General features: G+C 69.1%; 19 protein-coding genes. 9 read left to right on the top strand and 10 right to left on the bottom strand.

What is annotated here, in order from left to right; all coding sequences use genetic code 11:
- The first annotated feature begins 126 nt into the window (after nt 1–126).
- Nucleotides 127–294 (top strand): hypothetical protein, encoded by a 168-nt coding sequence (locus tag DEI95_RS16815; RefSeq protein ID WP_181419427.1) that lies wholly within the window; start codon nt 127–129, stop codon nt 292–294.
- Nucleotides 295–412: 118 nt separating this feature from the next.
- Here DEI95_RS16815 and DEI95_RS16215 read toward each other — a convergent pair whose 3' ends face one another.
- The gene (locus tag DEI95_RS16215; protein WP_110823435.1) at nt 413–586 is read right to left on the bottom strand and encodes an Rv0909 family putative TA system antitoxin; all 174 of its coding nucleotides are present in this window, start codon (nt 584–586) and stop codon (nt 413–415) included.
- Between the two features lie 133 nt (nt 587–719).
- Entirely contained in the window at nt 720–878 is a 159-nt protein-coding gene (locus DEI95_RS16810; protein WP_181419426.1) for a hypothetical protein, read from the bottom strand.
- 184 nt (nt 879–1,062) lie between these two features.
- Here DEI95_RS16810 and DEI95_RS16210 point away from each other — a divergent pair, with 184 nt between their 5' ends.
- The 3 genes from DEI95_RS16210 to DEI95_RS16200 all read left to right on the top strand — a co-directional run bounded on the left by DEI95_RS16210 (nt 1,063) and on the right by DEI95_RS16200 (nt 3,451).
- Entirely contained in the window at nt 1,063–2,355 is a 1,293-nt protein-coding gene (locus tag DEI95_RS16210) for an adenylosuccinate synthase (RefSeq protein WP_110823436.1), read from the top strand.
- A 2-nt stretch (nt 2,356–2,357) separates the two neighbouring features.
- Nucleotides 2,358–2,915 (top strand): low molecular weight phosphatase family protein, encoded by a 558-nt coding sequence (locus tag DEI95_RS16205; protein WP_111060889.1) that lies wholly within the window; start codon nt 2,358–2,360, stop codon nt 2,913–2,915.
- Between the two features lie 203 nt (nt 2,916–3,118).
- A complete protein-coding gene (locus tag DEI95_RS16200; protein WP_110890790.1) occupies nt 3,119–3,451 on the top strand; it encodes a hypothetical protein in 333 nt (110 codons plus the stop codon).
- A gap of 75 nt (nt 3,452–3,526) precedes the next feature.
- On the opposite strand, the gene DEI95_RS16195 is transcribed toward DEI95_RS16200, so the two are convergent.
- From DEI95_RS16195 to DEI95_RS16180, 4 genes are all read right to left on the bottom strand, one after another.
- The gene (locus DEI95_RS16195; RefSeq protein ID WP_111060888.1) at nt 3,527–4,504 is read right to left on the bottom strand and encodes a nuclease-related domain-containing protein; all 978 of its coding nucleotides are present in this window, start codon (nt 4,502–4,504) and stop codon (nt 3,527–3,529) included.
- A 99-nt stretch (nt 4,505–4,603) separates the two neighbouring features.
- Nucleotides 4,604–5,575 (bottom strand): prolyl aminopeptidase, encoded by a 972-nt coding sequence (gene pip / locus DEI95_RS16190; RefSeq protein WP_111060887.1) that lies wholly within the window; start codon nt 5,573–5,575, stop codon nt 4,604–4,606.
- 83 nt (nt 5,576–5,658) lie between these two features.
- Complete coding sequence (locus DEI95_RS16185) at nt 5,659–5,934, bottom strand: hypothetical protein (protein ID WP_111060886.1); 276 nt, start codon at nt 5,932–5,934, stop codon at nt 5,659–5,661.
- A gap of 76 nt (nt 5,935–6,010) precedes the next feature.
- The gene (locus DEI95_RS16180) at nt 6,011–6,703 is read right to left on the bottom strand and encodes an SDR family NAD(P)-dependent oxidoreductase (protein ID WP_110823953.1); all 693 of its coding nucleotides are present in this window, start codon (nt 6,701–6,703) and stop codon (nt 6,011–6,013) included.
- A gap of 194 nt (nt 6,704–6,897) precedes the next feature.
- Between DEI95_RS16180 and DEI95_RS16175 the strand changes: the two genes are divergently transcribed.
- Nucleotides 6,898–7,758, top strand: coding sequence for a helix-turn-helix domain-containing protein (locus tag DEI95_RS16175; protein ID WP_110823444.1), 861 nt, complete (start codon nt 6,898–6,900; stop codon nt 7,756–7,758).
- Between the two features lie 185 nt (nt 7,759–7,943).
- Here the strand turns inward: DEI95_RS16175 and DEI95_RS16170 are convergent, their stop codons facing one another.
- The gene (locus DEI95_RS16170; protein ID WP_220036667.1) at nt 7,944–10,496 is read right to left on the bottom strand and encodes a LamG-like jellyroll fold domain-containing protein; all 2,553 of its coding nucleotides are present in this window, start codon (nt 10,494–10,496) and stop codon (nt 7,944–7,946) included.
- 609 nt (nt 10,497–11,105) lie between these two features.
- On the opposite strand from DEI95_RS16170, the gene DEI95_RS16165 reads away from it, so the two are divergent.
- The 4 genes from DEI95_RS16165 to DEI95_RS16145 all read left to right on the top strand — a co-directional run bounded on the left by DEI95_RS16165 (nt 11,106) and on the right by DEI95_RS16145 (nt 14,971).
- Nucleotides 11,106–12,008 (top strand): SDR family NAD(P)-dependent oxidoreductase, encoded by a 903-nt coding sequence (locus tag DEI95_RS16165; RefSeq protein WP_111060884.1) that lies wholly within the window; start codon nt 11,106–11,108, stop codon nt 12,006–12,008.
- Nucleotides 12,009–12,064: 56 nt separating this feature from the next.
- Nucleotides 12,065–12,664 carry a TetR/AcrR family transcriptional regulator gene (locus tag DEI95_RS16160; RefSeq protein ID WP_111060883.1) on the top strand — a complete coding sequence of 200 codons (600 nt, stop codon included), beginning with the start codon at nt 12,065–12,067 and terminating at the stop codon, nt 12,662–12,664.
- Nucleotides 12,665–12,929: 265 nt separating this feature from the next.
- A complete protein-coding gene (locus DEI95_RS16155; protein ID WP_111060882.1) occupies nt 12,930–14,060 on the top strand; it encodes a hypothetical protein in 1,131 nt (376 codons plus the stop codon).
- Nucleotides 14,061–14,587: 527 nt separating this feature from the next.
- Nucleotides 14,588–14,971 (top strand): hypothetical protein, encoded by a 384-nt coding sequence (locus DEI95_RS16145; RefSeq protein WP_111060880.1) that lies wholly within the window; start codon nt 14,588–14,590, stop codon nt 14,969–14,971.
- Between the two features lie 240 nt (nt 14,972–15,211).
- On the opposite strand, the gene DEI95_RS16140 is transcribed toward DEI95_RS16145, so the two are convergent.
- The 3 genes from DEI95_RS16140 to DEI95_RS16125 all read right to left on the bottom strand — a co-directional run bounded on the left by DEI95_RS16140 (nt 15,212) and on the right by DEI95_RS16125 (nt 17,458).
- A complete protein-coding gene (locus DEI95_RS16140; RefSeq protein ID WP_111060879.1) occupies nt 15,212–15,781 on the bottom strand; it encodes a GNAT family N-acetyltransferase in 570 nt (189 codons plus the stop codon).
- Between the two features lie 40 nt (nt 15,782–15,821).
- Nucleotides 15,822–16,052, bottom strand: coding sequence for a hypothetical protein (locus DEI95_RS16495; protein ID WP_146243700.1), 231 nt, complete (start codon nt 16,050–16,052; stop codon nt 15,822–15,824).
- A gap of 842 nt (nt 16,053–16,894) precedes the next feature.
- Nucleotides 16,895–17,458, bottom strand: a complete 564-nt coding sequence (locus tag DEI95_RS16125; RefSeq protein WP_146243699.1) for an SMI1/KNR4 family protein — start codon at nt 17,456–17,458, stop codon at nt 16,895–16,897.
- Nucleotides 17,459–17,994 lie beyond the last annotated feature (536 nt).

Below are 17,994 nucleotides of genomic sequence, written 5' to 3'. Positions count from 1 at the left end.
CGAGGACGGAGCGGGTGGCCCACGGGCTGCCCGCTCCGTTCGTCGTCGGTCCGTGTCCGCACGCGAGCAGTGCGCGTACGGGACAGGTAGTTAGACGAACTAGGTAGTTGATGGGAGTGTTGGTGCATGCGAACGAACACCCTGGTGCAGCTCCGACAGAACCCCATGGAGTGGCGTCGACGTGGGCTCACCCCGCCGGACGTCATCCGGGCGATGGTCGAGGAGCGGCTGGCCGAGCCGGGCCACACCCAGCCGATCGGTGACCCGTCCTACGCGGACTTCTTCCGGGGCTGACGCCCCGACTGCTGCGGGGCGCCTGACGCACCGCGGAACAGACGGGAGGCCCGGTACCAGCTGGTACCGGGCCTCCCGTCGTGCTCGGCGCGGGTGCGCCGTCGGTGACGTGACCGGCTCAGTTGCCGATCTTGCCGTCTGCGGCGTTCTCCGCCTTGTCGATCTGGTCGCCGTGGCTCCCGCCGGTGGCCTTGTCGGCTGCGCCGGCGGCCTTGTCGAGGCCGGCGTCGGTCGCCTTCTCGCCCTTGTCGCTGTTCGCGAAGTCCTTGGCCTTGTCGCTGAGGTCGCTCATGGTGTTCCTTCCGTTCGTCGGATCACTGACCGGTCCACCGTGCTCCGGTGGCCATCCGTCCGCGTTCAGGCGTCGTCACCGATCAGGCGTCATCGCCGGTCAGGCGTCATCGCCCGTCAGGCGTCATCGCCCGTCAGGCGTCGGGGCGCTCCTCGGCGGCCTCGCGCCCGCGGTCGGTCTCGGGCATGACGTCCTGCGGCGCACCCTCGACGGAACCGATGCCGCCGTCGGTGAGGTCCTCGGCCTGCTGGCTGTCGAGCAGGCGGCTCATGTCGTCGATCGGGTCGCTCATGGTGGTTCCTCTCGTCGGTGTGGATCCTGCATCGGATCGTGTCCGTCCAAGCGTGCTCCGTGCCCGGGGCGTCCTCCACAGGGACCGTCCGGCCGGTGACGCGGAGGTGACCAGCCGATAGACTCGGGTGGACCACCGGCCCGGACGGCCGTGTGCGGTCCTCCGCCAACGTGAGGAGAACCAGATGCCCGCAGCAGTCATCATCGGCGCCCAGTGGGGCGACGAGGGCAAGGGGAAGGCCACCGACCTCCTCGGTTCCCGCATCGACTACGTCGTCAAGTTCAACGGCGGCAACAACGCCGGGCACACGGTCGTCGTCGGCGGCGAGAAGTACGCGCTGCACCTGCTGCCCTCCGGCATCCTCACCCCGGGCGTCACCCCGATCATCGGCAACGGCGTCGTCGTCGACATCGAGGTCCTGTTCCAGGAGCTCGACGCGCTGAAGGCCCGCGGGGTCGACGTGTCGAAGCTCCGCGTCTCCGCGAACGCCCACGTCATCACGCACTACCACCGCACCATCGACAAGGTGACCGAGCGCTTCCTCGGCAAGCGCCAGATCGGCACCACCGGTCGCGGCATCGGCCCGACGTACGCGGACAAGATCAACCGCGTCGGCATCCGCATCCAGGACATCTTCGACGAGAACATCCTGCGGCAGAAGGTGGAAGCCGCCCTCGACCAGAAGAACCACCTGCTCGTGAAGGTCTTCAACCGGCGCGCGATCGACGCGGAAGAAGTCGTCGAGTCGCTGCTGTCCTACGCGGACCGCCTCCGGCCGATGGTCGCCGACACCGCGCTCGAGATCCACCGGGCGCTCGAGCGCGGCGAGACCGTCCTGTTCGAGGCCGGTCAGGCCACCATGCTCGACGTCGACCACGGCACGTACCCGTTCGTGACGTCGTCCTCCGCCACAGCCGGCGGTGCCGCGACCGGTTCCGGCATCGGCCCGGGCAAGCTCGAGCGCATCATCGGGATCGTCAAGGCGTACACGACCCGTGTCGGCGCCGGCCCGTTCCCGACCGAGCTGTTCGACGAGTCGGGGGAGTTCCTCCGCGCGAACGGCTTCGAGTTCGGCACGACGACCGGACGCCCGCGGCGCTGCGGCTGGTACGACGCCCCGATCGCCCGCTACACGGCCCGCATCAACGGCGTGACGGACTTCGTGCTCACGAAGCTCGACGTCCTGACCGGTCTCGAGACCATCCCGGTGTGCGTCGCCTACGAGGTCGACGGTGTGCGCGTGGACGAGGTCCCGGTGTCCCAGTCCGACTTCCACCACGCGAAGCCCGTCTACGAGGAGTTCCCCGGCTGGTCCGAGGACATCACGGGCGCGCGCTCGTTCGAGGACCTGCCGAAGAACGCCCAGGACTACGTGCTCGCGGTCGAGGCGATGTCCGGTGCCCGGATCTCGGCGATCGGCGTCGGACCCGGTCGTGACGCGATCGTCGTCCGGCACGACCTGCTCGGCCAGGGCTGAGCGTGCGGATCCTCTTCGTCTGCAGCGGCAACATCTGCCGCTCACCGCTCGGCGCCCAGGTGCTGCAGGCGCGTCTCGGGCCGGCCGCGTCGGTGCACGTCGTCGAGTCGGCCGGCACCATCGCGGACGACGGCGCCGTCATGGACGGTGCGGCTGCGGCCCAGTCGCAGCGCCTCGGTGGCGCCACCGATTCGCACCGGTCCCGCTACCTGACCGAGCAGATCGCCGCGTCCGCCGACCTCGTGCTCACGGCCGAGCGCTCGCACCGGTCCGCGGTCGTGCAGCTCGCACCCCGTGCGGCGAAGCGCGCGTTCACCATCAAGCAGTTCGCTCGGGTGCTCGACGGCCTCGAGCCGGGGGACCTCGCCGACGTGCACTCGCCGGAGGCCCTGGTCGAACGGGTCGCGCGCCTCCGCGGTGCCGTCCCGCCGCCGTCCGACCCGGCGGACGACGACGTCGACGACCCCTACCGTCGCTCGGAGGCCACGCACGTGCGGGTCGCCGACGAGATCGACGCCGCACTGGGCACGATCGCCGACGCCCTCCGCGCCGTTTCCTGAGGCCGGATCGTCCGGAACGCGAGTACCCCGTTGCACCCCGTTGTACCCCGATCGGCGGATGGCGAAGCCCGTCGTTCCGGGGATCACGGATGAACATCCGGGGCTGAACCCGTGAATCGGCGGGCTCCGCTGTCGATCGGCACGCTCGGTGTCGTAGCGTTCAGGTACCGCAGCACGTACCCCGAACACGACAGGAGAGCGCGATGAACACGACCATCAACCGGACCGCCGCCGGGACCGACGTCACCCTCGACACCGACACCGTCGACATCGTCGCCGTCCTGGAGGCGCAGGCCGCCACCAGCGCCCGTGCCGCGCGGGCCAAGCTCACCTGGACGCTCGAGGGCGACGACGAGTGGATCGCCAACTACGGCGGCTACTTCGGCGGCTCCGTCGACAAGCGCGACGGCCGCTACGTCGCCTCGGACACCTTCGGCCTGGTCGTCGGCGACTTCGCATCGCTCGAGGACGCACAGACCGCCCTCGCCGGTCACCTGCACGTCATGCTCCCGTCGGTCATCCGCCCGGTCGCGTAGCAGCAGCCTCCCGCCCTACGACGACGCCCCGCTGGTACAGACCAGCGGGGCGTCGTCGCGTCCGGAGGGGTCGCGTCACTCCGGCAGGCGGTAGTTCCCGACCGTGATCGCGTGCGCACCCTGCCCGGCGAGGACCCGCACGACCGCGTCGGCACGGGCGCGGTTCGGCACCGAGTCCTTCGCCGCCCAGGCCGCGAGCGCGGACTGCAGCTCGTGGTCGTTCGTCACGACGCTCGTGGTGACGGTGCCGCTCCGGTCCTCCGCCTGCACGAAGGCCGTGGCCGACGGCGACGAGTAGAACACGCACGTGTCGAACCAGGTGCGGGAGACGCCGGTCCGCTCGTCGACGAAGCGGGCGAGGCGACGGGCCTGCTGTCGGACCTGTTGCGCGGGGGAGGCGCCCTTCGCCTGCACCCGGACGCGCCACCAGTTCTCGGCCTCCTCCTCGGCGTTGAGCACCTTCCGGCTCTGCACCTGGACGGCGAACGGCGGGACGAGGGACGACTCGTCGACCAGGTTCCGGAACGCCGGGTGCACCTCGCTCGGCCGCCGCCCGTCGAACACGATGCCGCTCCACCGCTTGCTCTCGATCACCAGACCGCGCCCGGAGTCGGACACCAGCACGTGGTCGACCTGTGCGACGAACTTCCGCCACGACCCCTGCTCGGTCTCCCCGACGGGCACGAACACGACGTTCGTCATGAGCACGCCGTTGACACCGGCGGCCCGGCAGGCGCGGAGGATCGCCTGTTCGGAGGCCTCCTCCCACTTCATGCCCCGGCGCAGGAGCGCCCGGCTCTCCTCGGCCTCCGATGCGGCGTCACGTCGGCGGGCCTCCGCGGCCTCCACCTGTGCGGCGCGGTCCGCCTCGATGCGGGCGGTCTCGTCGCGGTGCTCCGCCTCGCGCTGCGCGAGTTCGTCCCGGCGGGCCCGGTCGGCGGCGTCGAGCTCGGAGCGGGCAGAGGTCTGGTGTCGCCGCAGGAGGATCACCAGGACGACCACCACGACGGCGAGCCCCCCGGCGACCAACCACGGCACGAGGTCGCTGGTCATGGACCAACCACACCACGCCGGCCGGCCGGGAGGCGCGTCCTGCGTCGGCGCGTCCTCCGCACCTCCGCCGTCGGTCCGGAGTGCGTCCGACGGGTTGCGTCAGCGCAGGTGGTCGGCGAACCGGTCGGTGGTCTCGATCAACGCGTCGAGGATCCCCGGCTCGTCGAACGCGTGGCCGGCGTCGTCGATCATCCGGAACTCCGCCGACGGCAGCGCCCGGTGCAGGTCCCACGCGGTGACGGCCGGCGTGCACATGTCGTAGCGCCCCTGCACGATCACGGTCGGGATGCCCTCGAGGCGGCCGGCGTCGCGGATGAGTTGCGCGCCCTCGAACCAGCCGTCGTGCGTGAAGTAGTGGTTCTCGATCCGGGCGAACGCCAGCGCGGTCGTCGGGTCCGCGTACCGGGCGACGAGGTCGGGCCGGGGCAGGAGGGTGATCGACGCCGCCTCCCAGCTCGCCCACGCGACCGCGGCCGGACCGTGCACGGCGGGGTCCGGGTCGGCCAGCAGTCGCTCGTAGGCGCGGACGAGTCCTCCGGGCCGCCGCTCCTCGACCGGGACGGGAGCGAGGTACTGCTCCCACAGGTCGGGGAGGACGTTCGCGGCCCCGCCCTCGTAGAACCAGTCGATCTCGCTCGTCCGCAGCGTGAAGATGCCCCGGATGACGAGTTCGGTGACCCGCTCCGGGTGCGTCTCCGCGTAGGCGAGCGCGAGGGCCGAGCCCCAGGAGCCGCCGAACACCTGCCACGCGTCGATCGCCAGGTGTTCGCGCAGCCGTTCGATGTCCTCGACGAGGGTCCACGTCGTGTTCGCGGACAGGTCCGTCGCCGGGTCGCCAGCGTGCGGCAGGCTGCGGCCGCAGTTGCGCTGGTCGAACAGCACGATCCGGTAGCGCGCGGGGTCGAAGAGCCGACGGTGGTCGGGCGAGCAGCCGGCACCGGGCCCGCCGTGCAGGAACACGACCGGCTTGCCCTCGGGTGACCCGCACTCCTCCCAGTACACCTGCTGGCCGTCGCCGACGTCGAGCATGCCGGAACGGTTCGGGTCGAGCGGCGGGTAGAGCTGGCGCACGGGGGTCCTTCCGGCGGAGGGGTGACGGTCGCTGCCACCGTACCGCCGGGTTGTGGTGCGGGCCTCCGCGAGGAGGGGCGCCGTCACCGGAGGCGATCGCTCGACGAGGCAGACGAACCGGGTCCGCGTCGACGACGGACGACGGCGACGAGGACGCCGACCACGAGCGCGGCCAGACTGATCGCGGACACCCACAGGCCGGCCTGCAGGCCGCCGAGGAGCACGTCCGGCGTGGGTCCGGGCTCGACGCCGGCGTCCTCCTGCATCCGGTAATCGACACCGCTCGCGACGAGGAACGCGATCATCATGAGCGCGCCGACGCCGGCACCGATCGCTGCCGTCACGATGACCTTCCGCATGCGCCCGATCCTCCTCCTCGACGCGGCCGTCCGGCCGGTCCTGCTCCCGCAGGCGGGAGCAGGACCGGCCAGGTCACTACCAGGGCAAGGTGCCGTCGCGGTCGGTGACGGTCCCGGTGGGGGTGTCCGCGCCGAGGGTCGCGATCCGGACCGCTGCGTCGGCACCGTCCGCGACGCTGTGGCCGAGGTGACCGGTGAACTCGGTGGCGGTCTGCCCCGGGTCCACCGCGTTGAAGCGCACGTCACGGGTCGTCTTGGCGTACTGCATGGTCAGCATGGTGACTGCCGTCTTGGAGGAGCCGTAGGCCGCGAGCGGGTACTGCGATTCGACACGTTCCGGGTCGTGGATCATCGTGAACGACCCGAGGCCGCTCGTCACGTTGATGACCGACGGCTCCGTGGACCTGCGGAGGACCGGGAGGAACGCGTTCGTCACGCGGACGACGCCGAAGACGTTCGTCTCGTAGACGGCACGCAGCTGGTCGACGGTCATGTCCTCGGGCGCGTTGACGTCCCCGAGGATGCCGGCGTTGTTGATCAGGACGTCGAGGTGACCCGCCTGATCCCGGACCGTCGCAGCCGCCGCCACGACGGATGCGTCGTCCGTGACGTCGAGCTGCACGAACGACGCGCCGAGCTCGTCGGCGGCCGGGCGGCCACGATCGGCACTGCGCGCGCCGATCCACACGGTGTGTCCAGCGGCGATCAACCGGCGTGCGGTCTCGTAGCCGATGCCTTTGTTGCCGCCGGTGATGAGGGTGGTCGTCATGGTTCTCCTGTCGGTGTCTGCTCGCCTCGGTGCGAGGGGCAGGAACGGGCGGAGGAGCGTGATGCCGGTCGAGGTCGCGGTCATCGTTCGGTCCTCTCGTGTTGGTGCGGGGACCAGCGTGCGACTCCGCGAGGACCCGAGCCAGGGACAGACGTTCCCAGGCTGTCCGCGCCCGAGGCGCAGAGGATGGACGGGTGTCCGGAGACCAGGGAAGAGCGCTCGGGGATCTCCTCCGAGCGTGGCGGGGACGGCTGAGCCCCGCGGCCGTCGGGATGGAGTCCTCCGGTCGACGCCGGACGGCCGGCCTCCGCCGAGAAGAACTCGCGCAGCTCGCCGGCGTCAGCGTCGATTACGTCACGCGACTCGAACAGGGTCGCTCCCGCACCCCCTCAGCCCAGGTCGTCCAGTCCCTCGCCCGCGCGCTCCAGCTCGACCGCGGTGAGACCGACCTCTTCCACCGCGCGGCAGGACTGGCACCGCCCCGGAGGGATGCCATGTCCCGGCACATCCCACCCGGTGTGCACCGCCTGCTCGTCCGCATGGCCGATCTGCCGATGGCGGTGTTCGCGGCGGACTGGACGCTGGTGCACTCCACGCCGCTCTGGCGGGCGTTGTTCGGAGCCCCGTCGGTGCTGCGTGACCCCGAGCAGAACCTGGTCGTGCAGACCTTCCTGGACGGGAGCGTCGCCGAGATCGCGACAGCGCACGGCGGCCCGGACGCCTTCGAGCGTGCTCTCGTCGCGGACCTCCGGCGCACGGCCGGGACCCTCGGGGAGGACGCCGACTTCCAGGCGTTCATCCGTCGACTCCGGGACGGGAGCGAACGCTTCGCTGCGTACTGGGACGAAGGCCGTGCGGCGGCGCACCGGTCGCTCGTGAAGACGGTCCACAACCGGATCGTCGGTGACGTCACCCTCGACTGCGACGTCGTCACCGTTCCCGACTCCGACATCAAGCTGGTCGTCTACTCCACGGCGGAGGAGGGCCCCGACGCCGACAAGCTCGACTTCCTGCGCGTCGGAGCCGTCCGAGCAGCGGACGTCGTCGACCGATGACCGACGTGTGACCCGGGGCTCATCATCGGATCGTGAACAGACGACGGACGGGTCGTGTCCTGAGCAGCCCGCCCCGTGGTCACCTCCGACGCGACGGACGGGAGGCTCCCCACCGGTCGTGTCCGGCCCCGCCGCTCGCGCGTGGGGCCGTGCCGGCCGGGGGAGAGCCTCCCGTCGGTTCGTCGCTACTGCTCCGTCGGCGCGACGCGGGGCAGCGCACCCAGCCGTCGGCGGACGAGGACCGCGGTCCCCGCGGCGAGCAGCAGGAGCGCCGTCACGCCGAGCAGGCCGAGGCCGTGGGCGCCCGTCAAGGCGAGGTCGCCCTCCGGAGCGGCTTCGCCGCCGGTACCCGGACCGTCAGCGCCGGGGCCGTCATCGCCGGGCAGGAGAGCGCCCGGTGCGGGAGTCACCGTCCCGTCGTCACCCGGGCCGTCATCGCCCGGGCCGTCGCCGTCGCCACCGCCGTCACCGGGAGCCGGCGGCGCGGGGTCGGTCGGGGCCGGCGTCGGGTCGACGTCGTCCGGCAGGGCGACCGCGAACGCCACCGCTGCTCCACTGCGGGTGCCGATCGACTGGACGGCCTCGGCCGACCCGGTCGCAGCGGCGCGAGCGAGTGCGGCGGTGCGGGCGGTGTCCTCCCCGGTGACGTCGACCGACCAGGTCCCGTCCTCGGCGACCTCGGTGCTGCCGTCGACCGCGCCGGAGAGCGTGACCGTGGCACCCGGGTGGCCGGAGCCCGTGATCGTCGTCGGGACGACCTCGGTGCCCGGCTCGTCGACGGTGAGCGCGTCGAGATCGGCGCGGGCGGTCAGCCACGACTCGGCGGTGATCGGGTGGTCGACCACGCGGGTCTCGCCGATGCAGCCGTTCCAGCCGTTCGTGGCGGCATCGTCGACCCAGTCGCTGCCGAACAGCCACGGCATGCCGTCCTGTACGGTCTGACCGCCGGTGTCGGTGGCGTTGCGGAGCACCGGGGCGCCGTCGATGTACATCGTGGTGGTGCGGGCGTCGACGTCGTTCACGAGCGCCACGTGCAGCCAGCGGCCGGGGATGATCTCGCCCGACCAGGCCGTGCGGTCACCCTTCGACGGGTCGGCGGTCACCTCGGTCCACTGGAACTCCTTGAGGTTCGAGATGCCGAGCGCTGCGGGCGAGGCCGTCCAGTCCCAGCGGGTCTGCGGGACGCCGATCTGCGAGCGGTTGCCGCTGCGGACGATCGCCTTCGACCAGGAGTTCGCGCCGTCGGTCCACGAGGGGTCGACCTCCAGGAACGTCTCGATCGTGTAGCCCTCCGGGAAGGTGGCCCGGTCGACGGCCGTGTCACCGGGGGAGGTGAGCGCGCTGAAGCGCTTCGCGGCCTTGTCGGCGTTCGCGAAGCAGAGACCGGCGCCGTCCGAGGAGAGCGGGTGCGACTCGTCGGTGACGGTCACGTCGCCGTCCTGCGCGGTCGGGGAACCGGACTCGGCGTGGGTCATGCGGGTGAGGTCGGCGTTCCCGACGACGTCGTCCACCGTGGCGCCGGGGGCGAGGGTGCCGGTCTCCTGCTCGCCGGGACGCCACCAGGCCAGGGTGCCGTCGACGATCGTGTGGTCGGCGCGGCCGCCCGGGAGCTCGGTCGTGACGGGAGGCGCGCCCTCGAAGCCGTCGAGGAGCATCTGCCGTGCGCGTTCGATGAGCGGCGGCTCGTCCGCGGTCCCTGCGCGGAAGTCCGGCGCGAAGCCCGCGAACCGGGTCCGGAAGTCCACCGGCACGGTGTAGCGCTGGTTGGCGGCATCGAGCAGCGGCTGGTCGTAGGACGTCAGCGTCTCGGACGGCTTCCAGGTCACCCACGGCGACGCGGTCTGCATCGCGAGCGTGCCGTTCGTCAGGTCGAACTCCATCAGGCCGAGGTAGCCGTTGCCGCCCTCGTAGTCCATCTGGTGGTCGATGAGGACCTGGGTGACGGCGTGCCCGGCGTCGTTCGTGCGCTCCTTCCACGTGGAGCCGTGGAAGTGGCCGTTCAGCGTGAGGAACACCTGGTCGTTCGGGGCGATGAGCTGCTTCCACAGGCGCTCGCCGTAGGCCGTGTCGACCGCGGTGAGCCCGTCGGTCGCGATGTTGATGACCTCGTGCGAGGTGAGGATCGTCGGCAGCGTCGGGTGGGCGGCGATGACCTGGTTCGCCCACGCGAGCGTCTCGTCGGAGGCCCGCCACGGCAGCGCGAGCGAGAGGAAGCGCTGACCCTCGGCCTCGAACACGTGGAACTGACTGAGCCCGGTGCGGTCCGTGCCCGACTCGACGGTCGGCTGGCCGGTGGCGCGGGTGGCCGGGAAGGTCCGCAGGTACGGCTCGGCGGCGAGGTCGTACGACGTGTCGTACACGGTGTCCGCGGAGTTCCGGACGTCGTGGTTGCCGGTCGTGATGCTGTACGGCATGTCCGCGTCGTCGAGCACGGACATCGCCCGGTCGGCGGCCTGCCACTCGCCCGCCTGGCCGACCTGGTCGACGACGTCGCCGACGTGGGTGGTGAACGGGATGTGCAACTCGTCGGCGTTGTCGGCGAGCCACTGCGTCTGCACGTGGAACGGGTCGTCGCCGTAGCGGGGGAGGAACTGCGACGCCGAGTAGCGGGAGTAGAACTGCGTGTCCGGCAGCACCGCGAGGGTGAAGCGGGACGCGAGGTCGGCGGCCGGAGCCGGAGCGGCGGCGGCCGGTGCGGGGGAGACGGTCAGGGCGGGGAGGCCGACGGTGGCGGCCACCGCCAGGGCAGTGACGCCCAGGGCGGTGGTCCTCCGCCGGGAGGTTCGGGGGAGTGGTCGGTGTGCGGTCACGCGACGATGTTGGTGGCGTCGTCTGTCGTGCTGGTTGCCTGAGTGTGACCACAGTGTGAGCGGGAGGCGACGCGGGGCGCTGTCGCCGCGGGAACGACTTGTCCTCTTCGCACACAACTCGTCACCGGGACGCGTTCCTCGGTGCTGCCTCACCGGCAAGTCAGGAGCTGCGGGGGGGGCTTGCTCGTTGTCGGGGCGGACACGGCGTTCGGCAGGGACGTGTTCGAGCGGACTGCGTGCAGCGATCTGGACCCCGCGATGGCGTCCCCTGACGGGAAGTGCCGCACCCTTCCTCGGGTACGTGAACGGTGTTGCGTTCAGCGCCCCTTCACCGGGCATTTTTGCGGGACAGTCATACGGGAATCCCCAGGTCAGGGAGGACACGGGCAAGTTGTCGTGATTGTCGCCGCCAGCGGTGTACCGGTGGACGACCGGCTATCGGACAAGAGAACGGGGGTCGCGGTCGCGTGCAGAGAGCCCAGGGTCGGAGGCTGATTTGCGTCGAACGGGAGTAGATGCGGGGCGTACGATTTCTTGATGTCGAGACGACTTGTCTCGACAAGTCAGGCGTCCGTCACTCAGCTCGCCTCGTCACTGTCGACAGGAGACCCCATGTCCGATTCCACCGCCCCCGACACCCACACGAACGTGGTTCCGCAGTCCACGCAGGCTTCAACTTGGGCCGAGCAGATCACCCCGGGCCGCTTTACCGGTCAGACCGTCATCGTCACCGGAGCTGCGTCCGGCATCGGCCGTGCTACCGCATCACGCGTCGCACGAGAAGGTGGCCGCGTCGTGGCGGTCGACATCACTGCCGACCGTCTCTCCGGCCTGCTCGAGGAACTCCCAGAGGCCGACATCGTGCCGGTGGGTGGCGACATCACCTCGCAGGCTGACGTGGACGCGATCGTCGCGGCTGCCGGTGGGCGGATCGATGCTCTCGCTAATGTCGCCGGCATCGCCGACGACTTCTCACCGCTCGATGAGACCAGCGACGCCGTGTGGGAGCGCGTGATGGGCGTGAACGTCAACGGCACTTTCAAGCTCACCCGTGCCGTGCTGCCGGTCATGCTCGAAGCCGGTCGCGGTTCCGTTGTGAACGTCGTCAGCGGGGCGGCTCTCCTGGGCAGCGCTTCCGGTGCGGCGTACACCGCGTCCAAGCACGCCGTGCTCGGGCTGACCCGGTCCTCGGCGTTCATGTACGCGCAGCGTGGCCTGCGCGTCAACGCGGTCGCCCCGGGCGCGGTCGCTACAAACATCGGCTCGTCCTCGAAGCTTTCGGAGACAGGGCAGGCGCGGTTGGCGCCGTTCTTCGCACTGCTGCCCAGCGTCGCCGCTCCCGCCGAACTCGCTGCCTCGATCACGTTCCTGCTCAGTGACGATGGCGTGAACATCAACGGCGCCGTGCTCTCCAGCGACGGCGGCGTTTCGGTTCAGTAGCGCAACGCCACGGCTGGCCGCGTCGGCCCGTGTCGAAACGCCGCGAGGATGGCTGTATGGCCAAGAGCACAGGACGACTCCGGAATGAAGAGACGCGCCTTGCGATCCTCGACGCGACACGGTCCGAGCTGGCCAGCCGTGGATGGGACACGCTGTCCTTCGAGCGGATCGCCGCGGTCGCTGGCGTCGGCAAGCAGACTCTGTACCGGTGGTGGCCGACGAAGACGGCGCTGGTTTCGGAGATGGTCACCGCCGGTGGCATCCTCCCAGTAGGTCCTGTCGCCGTCACCGACGATGTTCGTGCCGACGTCACCGACTGGATGCTTGCCGTCGGCCGTGTTCAGAACGACCCCGACGCGACCGCGGTGCTCCAAGCGATCGTCGCAGCGGTGGCGGAAGATGCTGCCCTTTCCGCGAGCTATGACGAGCGGATCACGACGGTCGCCCGCACGCGGCTCGCGGAACGGCTGCAACAAGCCGTGGATGCCGGTGTGCTTCCCGCCGACCTCCGCATCGACACGGTCACGCAGGTCTTTCTCGCGATGGTCCTGTGGTGCCTCGTCACCCGTCGCCCGCTTGATGAGGCCCTTGTCACGGATCTCGTCACAACGACGCTGCCGGTAGCGAAACAGCCGCCACGCGGTCCCCGAGCCTGAGCAGTCTCGGTCCCGGATTGGCTATCGGACGGAGCTCGTCGACGCGGTCCACTACGCAAAACTCGTCGGCCAGCACGTCTGCTCGACGGTGGTCGGAGACGCTGCCACCTCCTTAGGATCGAAGCATGGACCTCGAGCCGGACAACCGTGTACCGGGCGTTGCGGCGGGAGAGTGACCCGATCGCGGGAAGGCCGGGGGAGGGGCTGTTGAGAATGGGATCGACTTCGCCGGTGATCCCGACCGTTTGAGGATTGAGCGCCAGCGATGAACGTTGCTTCTGAGTTCGACTGGCTCCCTGAGCACCAGACGCACGTACTGGAGTCGTTGGGATACATCGACGAGTTGATGGATGACGTCGCCACGGTGCTCCAAGACGAATCCCGGATCGGGGTGTTCACCTTCGCGAACCGGCGGCGCGGCGATGTCGATGAATCGGTCATAGCCACAGTTCGCCCGCTACCGGCGCTCGTACCGCGGCGAGCGGCGGACATCCTCACCCAGCTCCGCGCAGTGCTGGAGCATGTGATCTTCTCGGAAGTTAGCGCCACGGTCGGGCGTGCGTTGTCAGAGTCGGAGGAACGTTCGCTCGAGATGCCGGCAAGCTCGACTTCTGTGGCGTTCGACAAGTGGGCCGCGGACAGGCGCCGTCGTGCGATCCCGGTCCTTCAGGCGGGCGCTCCGCTTCTGGAAGCGATCCGTGAACTTCAGCCGTTCGCCTGGGTCGGACCCGATGATTCCCCCCTTCGAGTCCTTGCGGACCACACCAACACCATCAAGCATCGAGCCCCGGCGATCGCGGCATCCCACGTTGGGAAGGTCGTTCCCGACTTCGAGCTCGACGGGCTCGCTGTTCCCATTCCGTCGGGGCGGCCCGCGATCGTGGGCGACGTGATCGCGAGCTCACCAGCAGGAACCACGGTCGGTCTGGACGTGTGGCCGGTCTACGCGATGCAACGGCCTGCCTCGGGGAACTGGAAAGTGATCATGTCTGAGCTGGCGTACCTCGAGCAGTGGGTGCGTGAGACCGCACTCCCGGCGTTGCTCGGGCTCGGCACCGGTCAGAAGCTGCCGCCAGCGCTCGACGTCCGACGAGGACATGAGGATGTGCGTGCCGCTGCCGCGCTGGTAGTTGGCAAGCCAGGAGCAGCCGCCCGCAACTTGGATCGTCTCCAGGCCGAGGGCGTCGTCCGCCCAGGGTTCAAGGAGCTGCTTCAGCGCTTGTGCCAGAGCGAACCCGAACGGCAAGCCGTTGATGCCTGGGTTGACAGCCTCACTGACCGCGACGTGATCGCTCGCTACGACCGCTTCTCCCGTACCGCAGTCGACCAAACCACCTTGTATCAAGCGAGCCTCCAGCTGATCCGGAAGGCTGTCCGCAGCCAAGCATCTCCCTGAGGTCTACAACCACTACGCCACCAGACAGCTCGAGAGCTATACCGCTGCTCCGCATCCCCGTCCGAGTGCAGTGACCTCACTGTCCCGACGCGAGCGCCTACGAACGATTCCCACCGTCCGGTAGTGGATCGCTTGCCGGACGGGCAGCTGACCGGAACCCGCCAAACGGCATCCCGCGGGGATGGGAGCAAACTACCGCTATGGGTGAGCCCGATGCCGTCGCCGTCAACCGAAGTCGACGCTTGCGCTTCTGGGGCGCCATCGAACTAACCTGCGCTGGGCTCTTGCTCATCCTTGCAATCGTCGGGTTGATCGCACAGGCGTCCTACGGGTGGGCCGCACTCATCCTCTGCTTGTTGTTCGGGCTGGCCGGGGGCTCGTTCCTCTCGATAGCGGGAAGCACCAAGACCCCCGCCCGCTGAGGGATCGGCTAACGGTACGGCCACGATGCTGGTTCGTCAGCCCTCCTCCTTGAGATCCTTTGCTGCATGAGCCGTTCACGGAGCGCTTCGGCAGTTGCAGTATTGATGATCGTCATCGGCATGACGACGGGCTGCGCGTCGTCCGGTCCTAGAGCGGGCGGCTGTGTGCCGCGCATGACCGTCGAGCCGTCATCGGCGAGCGTCGGTGACCGCGTCACGTTCTCAAGCCATGACGTCTGTGACGTCGACGTGCCCGAGAGGGGCTGGCGCGTTGAAGCGCACACGAGCGGCGACGACGCATCCACGGCATCGATCCGGTCCACCGAGCCCTTCGACGGCTCATGGTCCACGGATCTCGTCGTTCCGTCCGACTTCGCGGTCGGTGAGGCATCGATCAGCATCGCGAACTGGGACTACGCGTCCTGCTCAGACGACGCGAGCTGTGCAGCGCCGATTGCAGAGCTCACCATCACACAGCTCGGCCAGTAGCCACCTTTCGGCGTCTCTCCAGCGGATCGTCTATCGAGACGGGCAACGGCCTTCGCGTACCCTTCGAGTCGAGCGCGCACCTGCTCGCGCTTGACGAGAGGACACCGTGGTTGCTGCGTTCACTGGCATTGGATTCGAACCGATCCCGACGGCGATCGTCGCCGTACTGGCTGCTGTGATCGTCGTCAGCGCCATCATCAGGAGGCGCCGCCGCTGAGCGGTGCCTCACTGGCCGATCGGCTACCGGACGGTCCGAGCGGCGGCCCACTCGCGATCGAGCATGGCGTACTGGTAGCCATCGACCCAGCCCAGGTCGGCGTGCCAGGAGTCCTCGATGCCGTGCTGCTCGCGTCGCATGCCGTTCTTTTCGAGGACGCGGGCTGAGGCGATGTTGTCGGCGTTGCAGCTCGCTGTGACGCGCCGGAGCCGGAGCGCGTCGAACGCTGCGGTCAGGAGGCCGCGTGCCAGGTCCGTTCCTAGTCCCTGTCCGGCGAGATCGGGTTGCAGCATGTAGCCGATGACGCCTTGCGTCGCCCGGGGCATGCCGGGTTGTCCGAGGCCGTCGGTGACGTCCAGGAAGCCCAGGCCGGCGAGCCGGCCGTCCAGCTCGGCGATGCACGAGAAGTCGGTGTCACTGTCGGGGATGCTCGCCCACTCTTGGGCGTAGGCGTCCGGGTCGACGTGGGTGCGGAGCATGAACCGGTTGACGACAGGGTTGTTCCGTAGAGCGACGAGCTGGTCTGCGTCCTCGGGCTGAGGGTCGCGGAGGAGGAGAGCCCCGCTCCGAGCGGGCCAAGGAGAGGTGGGCACCCCGTCATCCTCCCAAGAGTCAGGTTCGGTGACCGATCGGCTACCGGACGCGCTGGTTCTGTCGCACGGGGCGCTCACGTTCCTGCTGGCGAGCAGCTCGCGGTCCCCGCACGAACAGGACCGTTCCTGCAACAGCGGCAGCGACGGTCGCAGCCAGCAGTGGTGGCCAGGGCGTGAACTTCGTGACCGCCGCCAGCACTGTGAGAACGATCAGCGCCACCGTCAGCGGGCCAATGGTCCATGCCATCCAGAGCCGGTATTTACGCATCATGACTCCATAGTGCACAGGCTTCTCGGTAGCCGATCCGCGCACGATGATATGGCGCGTCACTGCCCTCTCAGCGCCCCGACCGACCGACTCGCGAAGAGACGATCAACACCGCGAACGCCACGACGATGAGCACGGCTCCGAGAACCTTCGTCGGCACGCCGGGCGGCAGAACGAAGAGCCCAACACCACAAGCCGTGAGTACGACCAGGAGCGAGAGGATCGAGGGACGGATACGCATGCGTCTGTCTATCACCGACAGCCTCGCCAGCACCGTCTCCGATGACCGATCCCCTACCGGTCGATGTTGCGCCGGGGTTAGCCTGCGATGGTGACAGCGGGGGCAACACGTTCAGCGCAGGCGGAGCAGCGGTTGCGCGTGCGAGCTGCGCTCGTGATGGCGGCGGTGTTGGCGTGGGTGCCTCCGGCCGCAGTCGTCACCGTTCGTCTGAGCTGGAAGACGGTTCCTTCCCGTGTTCCGGTGCACTGGTCTGGAGCGGGACCTGACCAGTGGGCCTCTGTAGGTTCCGCTTTCTGGTCGTGCATCGTGCCCGGCATCGTCGGAGCAGCGGTGTGCAGCCTGTTGGTAGTGCCCTTGTCGTCAGATGCGTCGCGGCGGGGCGCGGCACTCACTATGGGAGCGCTGTCCGCGGGGACCGGGGCCATCGCGTTCTTGTGGCTTGCGATGGCGCTGACCGCTGTCGGGACCGGGGCACCGTTCCTGGTCGTCCTTGCCCCACTTGGTTGGGGTGCGCTGCTGTTCGGAGTCGCGCTGCTCGCGAAGGGATGAGCAGCCCGGTAGCGGATCGTCTATCGGGACGCTGCCCCCCCGGTCGTGTTCGGCCCTAGGGAACGTCTTCTTCAAATGCCAGGAGGGACCAGGGCTCCAGGCCGCTGGTGTCCAGGTCGCCTTCCGGAAGCACCCGGGTCGTGCCGAACTCGCGAGCTGCGTAGTCCAGCAGGTCCGTGCCGAAGATGATGACGTCCGTCTGGTGAACGGAGAATACCGGGGCCTCTGGACCGAACGGCGCAGCCGGCAGGTAGCGGTGAGCGTACAGAGGTACGAGCTGCGGCCATGTGGTGACCTGGTGCTGCACGATCTCGAAGCGCGCCGCGACGGAGTTGGGGCGCTCGCCCCACGACTTAGGCCAGAAGAGGTTGTTCTCGACATCGAACAGGACGCCCTCAAGAGGCCATCGGATCGCTTCGCGGACACGCTTGTCGGCTCTCGCCCGCCAGTTGTACCAGCTATCACCCACGGGAAGCGCGAGGGCCAGGAGCTCGCGGTGGTCGGGGGCGAAACGGACGCCGTATCGGCGTTCTGCCCGACTCAACTCCTTCTCGGAAAGCCCTGCCTCGAGGGTGACGCGTCGTTCTCGAAGGAGCTGGACGACCTCGGCAGCAGACACGTCGTCAGCATAGATGCGACCTGTTCGACAGACGATCGTCATCCGATACGTGGAAGTGACATTGAGTTCAGGGCCGACTATTGGTCGCGCGGCTCGGTGTTCTTCAGCGTGTGTTCCGGAGGCGTACGAGCTGTCGGGCCCCGAGCACGATGCAACCAACCCCAGCCAAGGCAGCGACGCCTGCGAGGACAATTGCAGGAAGCTGGCTGCGGCCGGCCGGCTCAAACGGGCTCGCGGTGGTCACAAACAGAAGAGCGACTCCAAGCGAAATCACTCCGAACACAAGCATCGCCAATGAGCCTGACCGACTCATCTCATCCGCCGACTTCCCTGGGTCTGGCCTCGTCATGGCATCCAGCGTAGACCGGGGCCTGCGTCCGACAGCCGATCGGCTATCGGACGGCACCGCGAGCACTATGGAGTGGGGGACTGCTGCAGGTTTCGTTGACTCCTGACAGGTAGGGGCGTTGGCTCCTGCTGGAAGGATGTGCGCCATGGTGAAGGCGTATCCGGAAGAGTTCCGCCGTGATGTGATC

Origin of the sequence: Curtobacterium sp. MCBD17_008, assembly GCF_003234475.1 — a bacterium.
Taxonomy (GTDB): Bacteria; Actinomycetota; Actinomycetes; order Actinomycetales; family Microbacteriaceae; genus Curtobacterium.
The sequence above is the reverse complement of the archived record's forward strand: the minus strand, read 5'-3'. Positions and strand labels throughout refer to the sequence as shown.